Below are 12922 nucleotides of genomic sequence, written 5' to 3'. Positions count from 1 at the left end.
AATACTCCAGACCGAGGCAATCCGATTACAGGCAAAGCTTTGCATACTTTGTTGGCCCTGGGGGGCGACCCCCTGGAACCCCCGTTGCGACGCAGACGATCCTCACGCCGTTGTCTTGGTTTTTGGGGCCTGTCGCGGTTTGCTTGCGTCGCTGCGGTCGCCTGCGTCGGCGGGTTGTGGGTGTGTGGGCTGGGGTCGAGGGGAGGGGGCGGGGGTTGAATAGGGTGATCGGTATGAAGATCGTGGCGTTGGCGGGTGGTATCGGGGGGGCTCGGTTTCTGCGCGGGCTGCGGGCGGCGGCGCCGGAGGCCGAGATCACCGTGGTCGGTAATACCGGGGACGACATCTCTCTGTTCGGGTTGCGGGTCTGTCCCGATCTGGACACCGTCATGTACACGCTCGGTGGCGGGATCAACGAGGAGCAGGGGTGGGGGCGGGTCGACGAGACGTTCGTCGTCAAGGAGGAGCTTGGGGCGTACGGGGTCGGGCCCACCTGGTTCGGGCTGGGCGATCGGGACTTCGCCACGCATATCGTCCGGACCCAGATGTTGGAGGCCGGATACAAGCTGTCGGCGGTGACGGAGGCCCTGTGCGATCGGTGGAAGCCGGGGGTGCGGCTGATCCCGATGACCGACGACCAGGTCGAGACGCATGTGGTGATCGAGGACGAGCAGGGTCGGCGCGCGGTCCACTTCCAGGAGTGGTGGGTGCGGTTGCGGGCGTCCGTCCCGGCGCTGTCGATCGCGGCGGTGGGGGCGGAAGAGTCCACGCCCGCGCCGGGGGTGATCAAGGCGGTCGAGGACGCTGACTTCGTGTTGTTCCCGCCGTCCAATCCCGTGGTCAGTATCGGGACGATCCTGGCCGTGCCCGGCATTCGGGACGCCATCGCGGCGAAGACCATCGTGGGGGTCTCGCCGATCATCGGTGGGGCGCCCGTGCGCGGCATGGCGGACGCCTGCCTGACGGCGATCGGCGTGGAGACGTCGGCGCGCGCGGTCGCCGAGCTGTACGGGCCGGGGCTGCTGGACGGCTGGCTCGTCGACGACGCCGACGCGGACGTGCGGGTTCCGGGCGTCGACGTGCGGCCGCGGCCACTGCTGATGAGCGACGCGGACACCACGTCCGCCATCGCTCAGGCCGCCATTGATCTCGCCCTGGAGTTGAGGAGCGCGGAGGAGAGCTGATGACCGTGACGCGGGTGGAGGTTTTCGGTGTTTCGGGGTTGCCGGAGGTCGTGGAGGGCGATGACATCGCCGCGCTGATCCCGGCCGAGGCCGTGCGGGACGGCGACGTGCTCGTCGTGACGTCCAAGATCGTCAGTAAGGCGGAGGGGCGGGTCCTGGTCGCGGACGACCGGGAGAAGGCCATCGACGCCGAGACGGTCCGGGTGGTGGCGCGGCGGACCCACGCGGGCGGCGAGACCCGGATCGTGGAGACGCGGCACGGGCTCGTGCTGGCGGCGGCCGGGGTGGACGCGTCCAACACGAAGCCGGGCACCGTGTTGTTGTTGCCGGAGGACTCCGACGCCTCCGCCCGCCGTATTCGTGCGGGTGTGCGTGAGCGCGCGGGGGTGGACGTCGCCGTGATCGTGTCCGACACGCTTGGGCGGCCCTGGCGGAACGGGCTCACGGACGCGGCGATCGGTGTCGCGGGCCTGGAGCCGCTCAGCGATCTGCGCGGCCGCGACGACGCGCGGGGGAACCGGCTCGAATCGACGATCACCGCCGTCGCGGACGAGATCGCCGCGGCGGCCGAGCTGGTCAAGGGCAAGCTGGACGGGGTGCCGGTCGCGGTCGTGCGCGGGCTGTCCGGGCTGGTCACGCGGGAGGACGGGCCGGGCGCGCGGGCGCTGGTCCGTCCCGCGGACGAGGACATGTTCCGGTACGGGTCGGCGGAGGTGCTGGGGGCGCGCCGGACGATTCGCGAGTTCACCGAAGACCCGGTCGACCCGGCGGCGGTGCGGCGGGCGGTCGGCGCCGCGATCACCGCCCCGGCGCCGCACCACACGACGCCGTGGCGGTTCGTCCTGCTGGAGTCGGCGGAGTCGCGGACGCGGCTGCTGGACGCGATGCGCGACGCCTGGGAGGCCGACCTGCGCCGCGACGGCTTCTCCGAGGAGTCGATCACCAAGCGGCTGCGGCGCGGGGACGTGCTGCGCCGCGCGCCGTATCTGGTCGTGCCATGCCTGGTCATGGACGGTTCGCACGACTATCCGGACGAGCGCAGGGCACGGGCCGAACGCGAGATGTTCGTGGTGGCCGCCGGGGCGGGGGTGGAGAACCTGCTGGTCGCCTTGGCGGTGGAGGGGCTCGGCTCCTGCTGGGTGTCGAGCACGATGTTCTGCCGCGACGTCGTCCGCGAGTCCCTCGACCTGTCGGACGACTGGGACCCGATGGGCGCCGTCGGCATCGGACACCCGGCCGCGCCGCCGCGCGAACGCCCGCCCCGCAGCCCGGAGGCGTTCATCGAGGTGCGCTGAGCGGGAATAGACCATGGGTGGTCGGGGCTGATCACTGCGTGCCCGGGGTTCTTCCCGGGGGTCCGGCGGGGCGCGGATTATGACGATTGGCATAGAGTGCCCGCATGGACGGCATGAGCTCCGCGCTGCGCCGGGCGCTGGCCCGCGCGCGTGACGGCAAGACACTGGACCGATCCGAGGCAACGACACTGCTGGGGGCCCGCGGTCCGCAGCTCGACACCCTGCTCGCCCACGCGGCCCGCGTCCGGGACGCCGGGCTGGACGCGGCGGGCCGTCCGGGCGTCATCACCTACAGCCGCAAGGTCTTCATCCCGTTGACCCGCCTGTGCCGGGACCGCTGTGGGTATTGCACGTTCGCGACCGTCCCGCACAAACTGGACGCGCCGTATTTGAGCCCCGACGAGGTGCTGGAAATCGCGCGGCAGGGCGCGGAAATGGGCTGCAAGGAGGCCCTGTTCACGCTCGGCGACCGTCCCGAGGACCGTTGGAAACAGGCCCGCGAATGGCTGGACGCGCACGGCTACGACGACACGCTCTCCTATGTGCGCGCGATGGCGATCCGGGTGTTGGAGGAGACCGGGCTGCTGCCGCATCTGAACCCGGGTGTGCTGACCTGGCGTGACTTCCAGCGGTTGAAGCCGGTCGCGCCCTCGATGGGCATGATGCTGGAGACGACGGCGACGCGCCTGTTCAGCGAGCGCGGCGGCCCGCACTTCGGGTCGCCGGACAAGGACCCGGCCGTCCGCCTGCGAGTCCTGGAGGACGCGGGCCGGACGAACGTGCCGTTCACGACGGGCATTCTCATCGGCATCGGTGAAACGGTCGAGGAACGCGCGGACGCCATTTTCGAGATCCGCCGAACGATGCGGGAGTACGGCGCGATCCAGGAGGTGATCGTCCAGAACTTCCGGGCCAAGCCGGACACCAAGATGCGCGACACCCCCGACGCCGAGTTGGAGGAACTCGCCGCGACGATCGCGGTGACGCGGCTCATCCTGGGCCCGAAGGCGCGCGTCCAGGCACCGCCGAACCTGGTCGCCGACCAGTTCGCGCTGATGTTGCGCGCCGGGATCGACGACTGGGGCGGCGTGTCCCCGCTGACACCCGACCACGTGAACCCGGAACGCCCCTGGCCGCAGATCGACGAGCTGGCCGCCAGAACGGCCGAGTCGGGCTTCGACCTGCGCGAACGCCTGACGATCTACCCCGACTACGTGAAGCGCGGCGAGCCCTGGCTCGACCCGCGCCTCACCGCCCATGTCGCCGCCCTCGCCGACCCCGCGACCGGCCTGGCCCGCGAGGACGCCGTGCTCACGGGCCGTCCCTGGCAGGAGCCGGACGGCGGTTTCGAGTCCTCGGGCCGCACCGACCTGCACACCGAGATCGACACGACCGGCCGCACCTCCGACCGTCGCGACGACTTCGACGAGGTCTACGGCGACTGGGACGCGGCACGCGAACGCATCTCCGCCCCTTCACGTTTCGACGCCGACGTGAAAACAGCACTGGCGCGCGCGGAGCAGAACCCCGCGGGCCTCTCCGACGACGAAGCCCTGGCCCTCCTCCACGCGGACGGCCCGGAACTCGACGCCCTCGCCAAACTGGCCGACGACCTGCGCCGAGACACGGTCGGAGACGACGTCACCTACGTCGTCACGCGCAATATCAATTTCACGAACGTCTGCTACACCGGCTGCCGATTCTGCGCATTCGCCCAACGCCGCACGGACGCCGACGCCTACACCCTTTCGCTCTCCCAGGTCGGCGACCGGGTGGACGAAGCTTGGGAAGCGGGCGCCACCGAGGTCTGCATGCAGGGCGGAATCCACCCCGACCTCCCTGGCACGGCCTATTTCGACCTGGCCCGCGAGGTGAAGCGCCGGGCCCCCGACATTCACCTGCACTCGTACAGTCCGATGGAGGTCGTGAACGGCGCATCGCGCACGGACATGTCGATCCGGGAATGGCTGGAGGCCGCACGAGAGGCCGGAGTCGACTCCCTCCCTGGAACGGCTGCCGAGATCCTGGACGACGACGTCCGCTGGGTACTCACCAAGGGCAAACTACCCACCGACCAGTGGGTCGAGGTCGTCACCACGGCCCACGAGATCGGCATCCCCACCACATCAACAATGATGTACGGCCACGTGGACACCCCCGCCCACTGGGTCGCCCACATCAAGCTGCTCCGCTCCATCCAGGAACGCACCGGCGGCTTCAGCGAGTTCGTCCTCCTACCTTTCGTCCACCACAACTCCCCCATCTACCTGGCAGGTCTCGCCCGCCCAGGCCCAACCGTCCGAGAGAACATCGCCGTCCACGCCCTGGCACGCATACTCCTCCACGGCGCGATCCCCAACATCCAAACATCGTGGGTGAAACTGGGCGACGAACTATGCACCCGCGTCCTCCAGGGAGGCGTGAACGACCTGGGCGGCACCCTCATGGAAGAAACCATCAGCCGAATGGCGGGCTCGGAAAACGGCTCATTCAAAGCCATCAGCGAACTGGAGGAAATCGCGCGGCGGGCAGGCCACCCAGCCCGCCAACGCACCACCCTCTACGGCGAAGTCCCACCCGAACGCCTGGAAGCGTCCCGCCGCACCGACGGCATAGGAACCTTCGGCCGCCGAGCACTCCCAATCTCAGCGACATGACCAGGACACAGGCTCACCGCCCATCCTCCGGCACCGCCCCACGCAGCAGTGCCACAACCTCCTCCTTCCGATAACGACGGTGCCCGCCCAGGGTGCGGACCGAGGTCAGTTTCCCGGTCTGCGCCCAGCGGGTCACGGTCTTCGGATCGACGCGGAACATGGTCGCCACCTCTCCGGGCGTCAGCAGTTCCACGACGTCCACGAGTTGTTTCGACAAGGGGGTTCTCTCCCATTCAGTAGGTATGACGTCCATGCCGGTCCCTTTGGACACGGCGAAGCGACCCGGCGGCATGGCGTCCGCTGGGCCCCCGGCCTCCCGCCAGGAGGGCGACGGTCGCGAGCCCCGTCGCCACCCCCAAGGCGAACGCCAGCACGACCAAGACGTTCACCGAACGACGTCGCACCGCGCAGCCGCTCGGCCCTCCTCCCCGTGTGCTTCGCCGTCCGGCACGGGGCGAGTTCGTCTCGCCACCTCCACCCAGACGGTCCGGGCCCCGGTGTCCGGGTCGACCTCATGTCCCCAGGCGTCCGCGAGCCCCGCCATGATCATCAGGCCGCGCCCGCAGTCGTCGTCACCGCTCGGACAGCGGGGCACCGGCACCGTCGCTCCACGCCCCTCATCGGTGACGTCAAGCCAGAGCCTGTTAGATCCGCAGACCGCGACCAAGCGCACCTGCCCGCCGGAACTGTCGGCCGCACCGGAATGCTGACACGCGTTGGTCACGAGCTCCGAGACCATCAGCTCCACGTCGTCGACGTTGAGACCTTGCACGTCGCCGAGCCACCCGCGCACACAGTGACGGGCACGGCCCACTGACGCGCTCTCGGCAGGCCAGGCCACGTCGATGAGCATTACACTGCTGTCGGGTTCCGATTCGGTTCCCGGGAGTCTGGGCATGGTTCGTCCATTCCGGGGCCGCGCCAGCCGCCCACCCTGACCACGTCAGGGCCGTCCACCTGGGCAAGAGGCGGACGAACGGGCACTCAGTCTGGCGTCGGCCCCCTCTCCTCGAAGGTGCTTGCGGACAGACGCTCACCGCTCACCAAGCGACCCCGTAGCAGCCGATCGGAACCTCCCCTCCCCATCCGGCTACGCAACGGCCGACCAAGGGCATGCCGGTCGAACCGAAAAGCACGATGCGGCTGCGGCCGTCCGACCCGTGTGGGAAAGTCGACATCTGATCACTATCGGTGAACTGAGCGTCACGCTGCTAGTATCATCATGATGATTACTGATCACAAGCAATAATTAAAAAGATCATGGTCGATCCGGCCTGTGGCCGCGTAACTGATCTTGGTGATTGGACAAATGCCCCCGAAACAACCGACCTACATCCCATCCGTCCGGGCCCGCCGCCTGGCACGCTGGCTGAGCGACTACCGCCTCCAAGCCGACCTCAGCCAGGAGGCGGTCACCGCCAGACTCGGCTGGTCGCAGGCGAAACTCAGCCACATCGAACGAGGCCGCAACAAGGCCACACCAACGGACGTCGCCCTCATGCTCGACATCTACGGCGTCGTCAGCCCAGAACGCGAAGCCGTCATCGACCTCGCAGAAAAGGCCGACCAGCGCGGCTGGTGGACCGGCTACGCCGACGTCTTCAGCAGCCCCTACGTGGCTCTGGAGGACGAAGCCGCGCTTATCGGAGAGTGGGCTCCCCAGATCGTGCCGGGCCTGCTCCAGACTCCGGACTACACCCGCGCCATCATGCGGGCGGGGAACCTGGAGCAGACCAGCGAGCGGGAGATCGAACGGCGGCTGCAAGCTCGCATGGCCAGGCAGACGATCATTACCCGTGCCGAGAGCGCACCGCGTCTTCACGTCATCCTCGATGAATCAGCCATTCGCAAGGCGATCGGCGGACCGACGGTCATGCGAGAACAACTCCAGCGGCTCATCAGCGACGCCAACCGGCCGAACGTCACGATCCAGGTGCTCCCCACGTCAGTCGGCGAAAACCCCGGCCTCGATGGCAGCTTCATCATCCTGCGATTCGCAGAGGAAGAAGACCCAGATGTCGCTTGCACGGAGGGGTTGCACGGGGTCGTCTATCTCGAAGATCAGCGCCTGGTGAGACGTTGTAACGTCGCATTTGAGCGCCTTCGCGAGTTGGCGCTCGACCCACAAGAGTCAGTGGCACTCATCGAGGCCACTGCCGAGCAGTAAAGGGCCAGCCCACATGCACAGCGCGCTTGATCTGTCCAGCGCCGCCTGGCGCAAGAGCAGCCACAGCACCGGCGACGCCAGCACCTGCGTCGAGGTCGCCACCAACATCCCCACCATCGTCGCCGTCCGCGACAGCACCAACCCCACCGGCCCCGCCCTAGTCTTCACCCCAGCGGCCTGGAAGACATTCACGGACAAGCTCAAGAACAACGAGCATTAGGGGAGTCCGCTCACATGACCCAGGTCAACCTGCCCCAGGCTGTCTGGAATAGGAGCAGCCACAGCACCGGCGACGCCAACACCTGCGTCGAAGTCGCCACCAACCTCCCCACCATCGTCGCCATCCGCGACAGCACCGGCCCCACAGGCCCGACCCTCATCTTCAGCCCGGCCGCTTGGAAGACGTTCACCGACCAACTCAAGAACGGCGAACTCAACCCCCACGCCTAACCCCTCGCTCCAGAACGGATGAGGCTCCCGCCACCCTCACGGCGGGAGCCTCCGTGCCTTAACGCGGCTGTGAGCCTGGTCAGTGGCCTTGGCCTGCCCTGTGATGAGCCCATGCGCGGGTGGCCGTGGCCATCGCACCGAGCCAGGTGGCGTCGGGACGCCGGTCAGCGAACGCCCTGTACATGGACGCGTTGGCATCGGCGAACACGTCGATCACTTCGGGGTCGGCGTCCTTCCACGCCGGGCAGGCGGACACCCACCCTTCGGCCTGGTCGGGACTGTGTCCGGCCGCGACAAGCTGGATGACCAGGAGCGCAGGGTCGATGACGGCGGCGCCTCGGGTGGGCCACGCCCAGTCGACCGCCCAGGTCCGGTCACCGATAATGATGTTGGAGAGGTGGATGTCGGTGTACAGCAGCGTGTCACCGCGCAACAGCTCCGGCCGGTCGGTGTACCGATCCCACCGGTTTTCGTGCCAATCTGCGGCGACCTCCGGCAGAGGCAGCTCACCGATGCGGTTCAGCAGTTCCACTACCAAGTGCAGGTCCGCCGAGCCCGCCGTCAGGTCGGCGTGACGGCCGCAGACGATCTCGAAGCCCAGCACGATCCACTTTGGGTTCTCGGCCTGCCACTGCACAGCCGGGGAGATCGGGTGCACCCATGGGTTGATGAGCCTCTCCCTGGCCAGGGAATCGCGTCGTCCACCGGGTCGGTTGCGAACGGCCTTGACGAACCATGCGCCATTCTCCCCAGTCACCAGGGCGGTGAGGTCCGAAGAGAACCCGCTCTCGGTCGGCTCGACTGTGGTGAGTGCGCCGGTGTGCGGGTACAGAGCCTCAGCGAGTCCGACCGGCCCGGGAAGGTCACTCATGGTTCTCCTGTCAAGTGCGCGGGTTGCGGTGACTCCCCGGATGCCCCGGGTTGCACTCCTGGTCGGGGTCACATCCCCCCGTACGGGGGACGGCGCGAATGACGGCGACGGCTTCAAACCATGGCGGGGTCCCCGACGATAGTGGTGAGTGACTCCTCGTGGACGTTGCCCACGCGCATCCACCCAGACATCACACACGGCGATACCGCACCATCCGGGCCTGCGGCGGCGCGGCCTCCCCCACACCGGCCGCACAGCTCGGTCGCGATCGGCATCCGATCGGCGGCGGCACGAACCGAACTCCCGGACCCGGTCGACGTCCCGCCAGCACGACGCCTTGGCAGGCTTCTCCATGGCTGCCTCCGCTCGACAACGGACCACAGCCTTGCTTACTGCTACGAAGGCCAGAGCCTTTGACACCCACGGAAGCGCTGCCGGAGGCCACCAGGGGGCGCAACATCGCGCACCTCGGAGGACAGGGAGTGTTCATGAAGATTACGCTCGTGGCCGTTGCCCCGGACTCTCAGCCCCAGGGCTCTCCGACGCTCTACATGACCGACCGGGGTAGCTGGGTGGTTCAGGGATGGGCCGTCACTGATCCGGACGTTCTGGCCGAGATGAACATCCCGGACGGGGAGATCGCTTGCGAGATCCCCGATCGGCTCGTGCCATTCTTCTTCCCGAAAGGCGATTAATGGGACTCTCGTACGAGGAGTTCAACGCCCTCTTCACCAGGTTCGACCGTGAAGCCATCCATCTTGAGATGCGTGATTCGTACGGAACCGCGATCGAGCTTCCCCATATGGCGAAATGGGCGGCCGGGGAACACGATGATCTCGAATGGCTGCACGACTGGTGCGACCTCGTGCGAGAAGGTGTCCACAATGGGAAGTCCTTTCGTCGGGTTCACGTCGTCTCGGAACCGCTTTCTGATTACCAGCGCTGGTCGCACAGCATCATGCAGCCGCATCTTGATGCGGGTTCGGAAGTCCGATGGATGCCCCGGCGGCGAGTATCCTCTGTCGCTTTTCCGGGCAATGACTTCTGGATGTTCGACAACCGTCTCGTTGTCTTCCATCATTACGACGGCAACGGGCGAAACACAGATTTCACTACTTCGACCGACCCCCACGACATCGAACTTTGCCGTAATGCATTCGATGCGGTGTGGAGCACAGCGATTCCGCACAACGAGTACAAGCCCGCCTGAGCGGTGACGAGCCCGGCCCAGCAGGCCAAGGAAGCCTTCGGCACACACCTGCGAGACATCCGTAAAGACGCTGGCCTGTCAGGTCGTCGACTTGCTGAGCTGACACGCTGGCACTATACGAAGATATCCCGCGTGGAACACGGGAAGCAGGGCCTATCTGACGCGGATATTCGCGCTTGGTGTTCCGCCTGCGATGCGGACGAACAGGTTCCGGACCTGATTGCACAGGCGCGGGCAGTTGAGACCATGTATCGGGAGTGGCGTAAGCAGGCTCGGTCCGGTCTGCGTCGTCTCCAGGAAGCAATCGAGCCACTCTACGCGCGGACCACACTCTTTCGCGTCCACGAGCATTGGAGCATTCCGGGGCTACTGCAAACGTCCACCTACTCCACGGAAAGTATGGCCTATTGGGCTCGTCTGCTTGACCTACCCGATGACCGTGAAGCGGCGACTGCCGCTCGCCTGATGCGCCAGCGGATTCTCCGGAACGGGGATCACCGATTTGCCTTCCTCCTGGCCGAACAGGCGCTACGCAGTCGCATAGGATCAGTCGAAACAATGCTTGAACAGCTCGATCGAGTAATTGCGGCCATGGCGTTGCCTAATGTCTCAATTGGCATAATCCCCGCGAGTGCGGGGATGGGCGCGCACACCCAAACGGCATTCTGGATATTCGACGACGAACTTGTCAAAGTTGAGACACTCACAGCGGCGCTTGACATTACACGCGCCGAAGAAATCGCCATCTACGCCACCGTTTTCGCCGAGATGCGCCACGCCGCCCTCCTTGGCGACGACGCGCGGGAACTGATCCTTCAGGTCCGGGACGAGATGCTGCAACAATCTGCAACTTCCTAGCTTTCAGCGTGACCGGGCTCTTGGCGTCCTGGTCATGAGCTTCGACAGTCCGCGACACGCCAGAGTTACCGCTGATGAGCTCATCCTCACGAGCCAGCGCCGTTCGTACCTGACAGGGCTTGATGCGGCCGTGGTGGCGCGCGGCGGGATGTCGTGCGGTGTCGTGCCGCGCGCCGGTGTGCCGGTGTTCCATGTGCTCAATGCCGTGTTGCCGTGGCAGGCGTGGGAGATCGCCGGGGGCTGCATACAACGAGGGCGATGCTCAAGGGATTCCTTCGTCCTAGATCCCTCTTGGCGGGCGGGGAGGCCAGGCCGCTGAAGTTCCCGTGTGGTCAATGAGCAAGACCCTGGCCTGGGCCCGTCGGATGTTCCATGTTCCGCGAGTCATCAAGGAGGCTCAGTGTTCATCAAGTCCAGCCGGTGTCACGGGCAGCAAGAGACCTGTGGGTGCGCGAACGTCGCCATCGTGCGTGACGCGGTCGTTGTCACCGACGAGGAGGGCAACGTGTCCAGGTTCGATCACTTCGAGTGGCGCGACTTCATCGCTGGGGCGAAGGCGGGCGAGTTCGACCTGCCGGAAGGCTCCCCGGCCTTGGCCACCGTCCCCGCATAGTCGCGTCGCACATCACCCAAAACAAGCAGGTCCCGCCCTGGGAATAGCAAGGCGGGGCCTGCCCTCTTCAAAGGATGCCGCTCAATGGCGTTCCACTGCTACCTCTGGCATGGCGACACCGCAACAGCCCAAGGCCCCAAGCGTGACCAGTTGTGCGGCGACCTCAGTCTGCCCACGCCCCCGGTGATGACGGGTGACTGGCTAAACAAGCCGCAGGGCATGTTGCAGCGGAAGGCCAGGACGGCAGAAGAGGCCGTGAGGTGGCTGGAAGAAGCCTTCGATCAGCACGCGCCGAAGATGGCTCATTCGCAAGCCACGGGGATCAGCCATGCCGACCGGTTCGGCCGGGCCTTGTCCGGTCTCAAGAGCGGCACCGACCTGTCGTGGGGCTTCCCGTTGGTGGGCTCCAAGTACCTGGCCCTGGCCGTCATCGTCGTTGGATGAGCGTCCTTCCAGGCCCCGTTACCCAAAGATCCACAGACGACGTGAGCCGCCGCGTATGAGACGCGACACTGAGCGACGATTTCGCGGGCGTGGGTGGCTTGGGGGTTAGGGGGCGCCGCGGAGGCAGGTGGGGCGGAGTACTACCAGGGTGTCGGCGGAGTGGCGGAGTTCTTCCAGGACGGCTCTGACTGAGGGGCGGGCTTCGGCGCCGGTTCGGGTCCAGAGGACCATGCGGCGGTCTACCGGGGCGTCGGCCACGTCTCGGACGACGATGCCCTCCGAGCGTTCGGCGAGCGCGAGTTCGGGGGCGAGGCAGGCGGCGCCGCCTTTCGTCACCATCGCGAGCATGACCAGGAGGTCGTTGGAGCGGTAGCGGACGTCCGGGCGGAAGCCGCCGAGCTCCACGCAGGTTCGTTCGAGTAGGTCGGCGTGGTTGGTGCCTACGTGGCCGGTTGCCCAGGGGTGTCCGGCCAGGTCCACCATTCGGATGGGGCCGGTCTCGCTGGCTAGTGGGTGGGCTTTGGGGAGGGCGATCCGCATCCTCTCGGTGATCAGGATCTCCGAGGTCAGCTCTGGGCGGCGCGGGCGTGGCAGGTGCGAGTACTCGTCGGTCAGCACCACGTCGATCTCCTGGAACACCAGGGCCTGGAGGACGCGGTGGAACTCCTCGTCTAGGACGTCCACCACGAGGTCGGGGTACGTCTCGGCGAGGCGGGGCAGCGCGGGGGCCAGGACGTGCAGGAGTGCCGTTTGGAAGCCGACGAGCCGCACGACTCCGGCGACGCGTCCGCCCGCTGCCGTCGCCGCCTCCTCCGCGCGTTTCGCTCGGGCCAGCAGGACCTCGGCGTGCTCGGCGAGGACCTCGCCCGCCTCGGTCAGCCGCAGCCGTCGGCCCACCCGCTCGACCAGCGGGACGCCGATCTCCTTCTGCAACTGGGCCAGCTGCTGCGACACGGCGGACGGCGTGAACCCGAGGGAGTCGGCGACGGCGCCGAGCGTGCCGCGCAGCTTGAGCTCTCGAAGCACCCGCAACCTGCTCAAATCCAGCATAGTGAAGGGATTCTTACACATTCCCTCCAGAAACGGTCGCTGGACCTCAACGTTGGACCGAGTCAAACTAGTGGTGCGACGGAAAGAGGCGGCCACCCCGCCCCACCCGATCGTCCCGCGCGG

At 66.9% G+C, this 12922-nt stretch carries 16 protein-coding genes; 11 read left to right on the top strand and 5 right to left on the bottom strand.

Features of this window, described 5'->3' with window-relative positions:
• The first annotated feature begins 233 nt into the window (after window positions 1-233).
• From cofD to ABD808_RS21695, 3 genes are all read left to right on the top strand, one after another.
• Complete coding sequence (gene cofD / locus ABD808_RS21705) at window positions 234-1184, top strand: 2-phospho-L-lactate transferase (protein WP_344899506.1); 951 nt, start codon at window positions 234-236, stop codon at window positions 1182-1184.
• Entirely contained in the window at window positions 1184-2479 is a 1296-nt protein-coding gene (locus ABD808_RS21700) for a coenzyme F420-0:L-glutamate ligase (protein WP_344899504.1), read from the top strand. Before cofD ends, ABD808_RS21700 begins: the two co-directional genes overlap by 1 nt.
• A 104-nt stretch (window positions 2480-2583) precedes the next feature.
• Window positions 2584-5136, top strand: coding sequence for a bifunctional FO biosynthesis protein CofGH (locus ABD808_RS21695; protein WP_344899502.1), 2553 nt, complete (start codon window positions 2584-2586; stop codon window positions 5134-5136).
• 13 nt (window positions 5137-5149) lie between these two features.
• Here the strand turns inward: ABD808_RS21695 and ABD808_RS21690 are convergent, their stop codons facing one another.
• A complete protein-coding gene (locus ABD808_RS21690) occupies window positions 5150-5353 on the bottom strand; it encodes a BldC family transcriptional regulator (protein ID WP_344899500.1) in 204 nt (67 codons plus the stop codon).
• Between the two features lie 168 nt (window positions 5354-5521).
• Window positions 5522-5989 (bottom strand): ATP-binding protein, encoded by a 468-nt coding sequence (locus ABD808_RS21685; protein ID WP_344899498.1) that lies wholly within the window; start codon window positions 5987-5989, stop codon window positions 5522-5524.
• A 456-nt stretch (window positions 5990-6445) separates the two neighbouring features.
• On the opposite strand from ABD808_RS21685, the gene ABD808_RS21680 reads away from it, so the two are divergent.
• Genes ABD808_RS21680 through ABD808_RS21670 form a run of 3 tightly spaced genes read left to right on the top strand, consistent with a single transcriptional unit; the run spans window position 6446 to window position 7753 of the window.
• A complete protein-coding gene (locus tag ABD808_RS21680; protein ID WP_344899496.1) occupies window positions 6446-7303 on the top strand; it encodes a helix-turn-helix domain-containing protein in 858 nt (285 codons plus the stop codon).
• A 13-nt stretch (window positions 7304-7316) separates the two neighbouring features.
• Window positions 7317-7523, top strand: a complete 207-nt coding sequence (locus ABD808_RS21675) for a DUF397 domain-containing protein (protein WP_344899494.1) — start codon at window positions 7317-7319, stop codon at window positions 7521-7523.
• Between the two features lie 14 nt (window positions 7524-7537).
• Entirely contained in the window at window positions 7538-7753 is a 216-nt protein-coding gene (locus tag ABD808_RS21670) for a DUF397 domain-containing protein (protein WP_344899492.1), read from the top strand.
• A gap of 79 nt (window positions 7754-7832) precedes the next feature.
• On the opposite strand, the gene ABD808_RS21665 is transcribed toward ABD808_RS21670, so the two are convergent.
• Both ABD808_RS21665 and ABD808_RS21660 read right to left on the bottom strand, forming a co-directional pair.
• A complete protein-coding gene (locus ABD808_RS21665; protein WP_344899490.1) occupies window positions 7833-8624 on the bottom strand; it encodes a protein kinase in 792 nt (263 codons plus the stop codon).
• A gap of 113 nt (window positions 8625-8737) precedes the next feature.
• The gene (locus ABD808_RS21660) at window positions 8738-8899 is read right to left on the bottom strand and encodes an SPASM domain-containing protein (RefSeq protein WP_344899489.1); all 162 of its coding nucleotides are present in this window, start codon (window positions 8897-8899) and stop codon (window positions 8738-8740) included.
• Window positions 8900-9112: 213 nt separating this feature from the next.
• On the opposite strand from ABD808_RS21660, the gene ABD808_RS21655 reads away from it, so the two are divergent.
• The 5 genes from ABD808_RS21655 (at window position 9113) to ABD808_RS21635 (ending at window position 11749) form a co-directional block, all read left to right on the top strand.
• Window positions 9113-9319 carry a hypothetical protein gene (locus ABD808_RS21655; protein WP_344899487.1) on the top strand — a complete coding sequence of 69 codons (207 nt, stop codon included), beginning with the start codon at window positions 9113-9115 and terminating at the stop codon, window positions 9317-9319.
• Window positions 9319-9834 carry a DUF6879 family protein gene (locus tag ABD808_RS21650; RefSeq protein ID WP_344899485.1) on the top strand — a complete coding sequence of 172 codons (516 nt, stop codon included), beginning with the start codon at window positions 9319-9321 and terminating at the stop codon, window positions 9832-9834. Before ABD808_RS21655 ends, ABD808_RS21650 begins: the two co-directional genes overlap by 1 nt.
• Window positions 9835-9837: 3 nt before the next feature.
• On the top strand, window positions 9838-10692 hold the full coding sequence (locus ABD808_RS21645; RefSeq protein ID WP_344899483.1) for a helix-turn-helix domain-containing protein: 855 nt from the start codon (window positions 9838-9840) through the stop codon (window positions 10690-10692).
• A gap of 466 nt (window positions 10693-11158) precedes the next feature.
• The gene (locus tag ABD808_RS21640; protein WP_344899481.1) at window positions 11159-11305 is read left to right on the top strand and encodes a hypothetical protein; all 147 of its coding nucleotides are present in this window, start codon (window positions 11159-11161) and stop codon (window positions 11303-11305) included.
• A gap of 84 nt (window positions 11306-11389) precedes the next feature.
• Window positions 11390-11749 carry a hypothetical protein gene (locus ABD808_RS21635; protein WP_344899479.1) on the top strand — a complete coding sequence of 120 codons (360 nt, stop codon included), beginning with the start codon at window positions 11390-11392 and terminating at the stop codon, window positions 11747-11749.
• Window positions 11750-11854: 105 nt separating this feature from the next.
• Here ABD808_RS21635 and ABD808_RS21630 read toward each other — a convergent pair whose 3' ends face one another.
• Window positions 11855-12799, bottom strand: a complete 945-nt coding sequence (locus ABD808_RS21630; RefSeq protein WP_344899477.1) for a LysR family transcriptional regulator — start codon at window positions 12797-12799, stop codon at window positions 11855-11857.
• Window positions 12800-12922: the final 123 nt, after the last annotated feature.

Source organism: Actinomadura meridiana (assembly GCF_039537545.1).
Taxonomy (GTDB): domain Bacteria; phylum Actinomycetota; class Actinomycetes; order Streptosporangiales; family Streptosporangiaceae; genus Spirillospora; species Spirillospora meridiana.
This window is presented reverse-complemented; position numbering and strand designations above follow the sequence as displayed.

Coding starts and splice junctions, on each gene's coding strand:
- ABD808_RS21630 (WP_344899477.1), bottom strand. CDS start 12,799: ATGCTGGATTTGAGCAGGTTGCGGGTGCTTCGAGAGCTCAAGCTGCGC.
- ABD808_RS21670 (WP_344899492.1), top strand. CDS start 7,538: ATGACCCAGGTCAACCTGCCCCAGGCTGTCTGGAATAGGAGCAGCCAC.
- ABD808_RS21650 (WP_344899485.1), top strand. CDS start 9,319: ATGGGACTCTCGTACGAGGAGTTCAACGCCCTCTTCACCAGGTTCGAC.
- ABD808_RS21695 (WP_344899502.1), top strand. CDS start 2,584: ATGGACGGCATGAGCTCCGCGCTGCGCCGGGCGCTGGCCCGCGCGCGT.
- ABD808_RS21675 (WP_344899494.1), top strand. CDS start 7,317: ATGCACAGCGCGCTTGATCTGTCCAGCGCCGCCTGGCGCAAGAGCAGC.
- ABD808_RS21685 (WP_344899498.1), bottom strand. CDS start 5,989: ATGCTCATCGACGTGGCCTGGCCTGCCGAGAGCGCGTCAGTGGGCCGT.
- ABD808_RS21700 (WP_344899504.1), top strand. CDS start 1,184: ATGACCGTGACGCGGGTGGAGGTTTTCGGTGTTTCGGGGTTGCCGGAG.
- ABD808_RS21655 (WP_344899487.1), top strand. CDS start 9,113: ATGAAGATTACGCTCGTGGCCGTTGCCCCGGACTCTCAGCCCCAGGGC.
- ABD808_RS21665 (WP_344899490.1), bottom strand. CDS start 8,624: ATGAGTGACCTTCCCGGGCCGGTCGGACTCGCTGAGGCTCTGTACCCG.
- cofD (WP_344899506.1), top strand. CDS start 234: ATGAAGATCGTGGCGTTGGCGGGTGGTATCGGGGGGGCTCGGTTTCTG.
- ABD808_RS21635 (WP_344899479.1), top strand. CDS start 11,390: ATGGCGTTCCACTGCTACCTCTGGCATGGCGACACCGCAACAGCCCAA.
- ABD808_RS21680 (WP_344899496.1), top strand. CDS start 6,446: ATGCCCCCGAAACAACCGACCTACATCCCATCCGTCCGGGCCCGCCGC.
- ABD808_RS21660 (WP_344899489.1), bottom strand. CDS start 8,899: ATGCCGATCGCGACCGAGCTGTGCGGCCGGTGTGGGGGAGGCCGCGCC.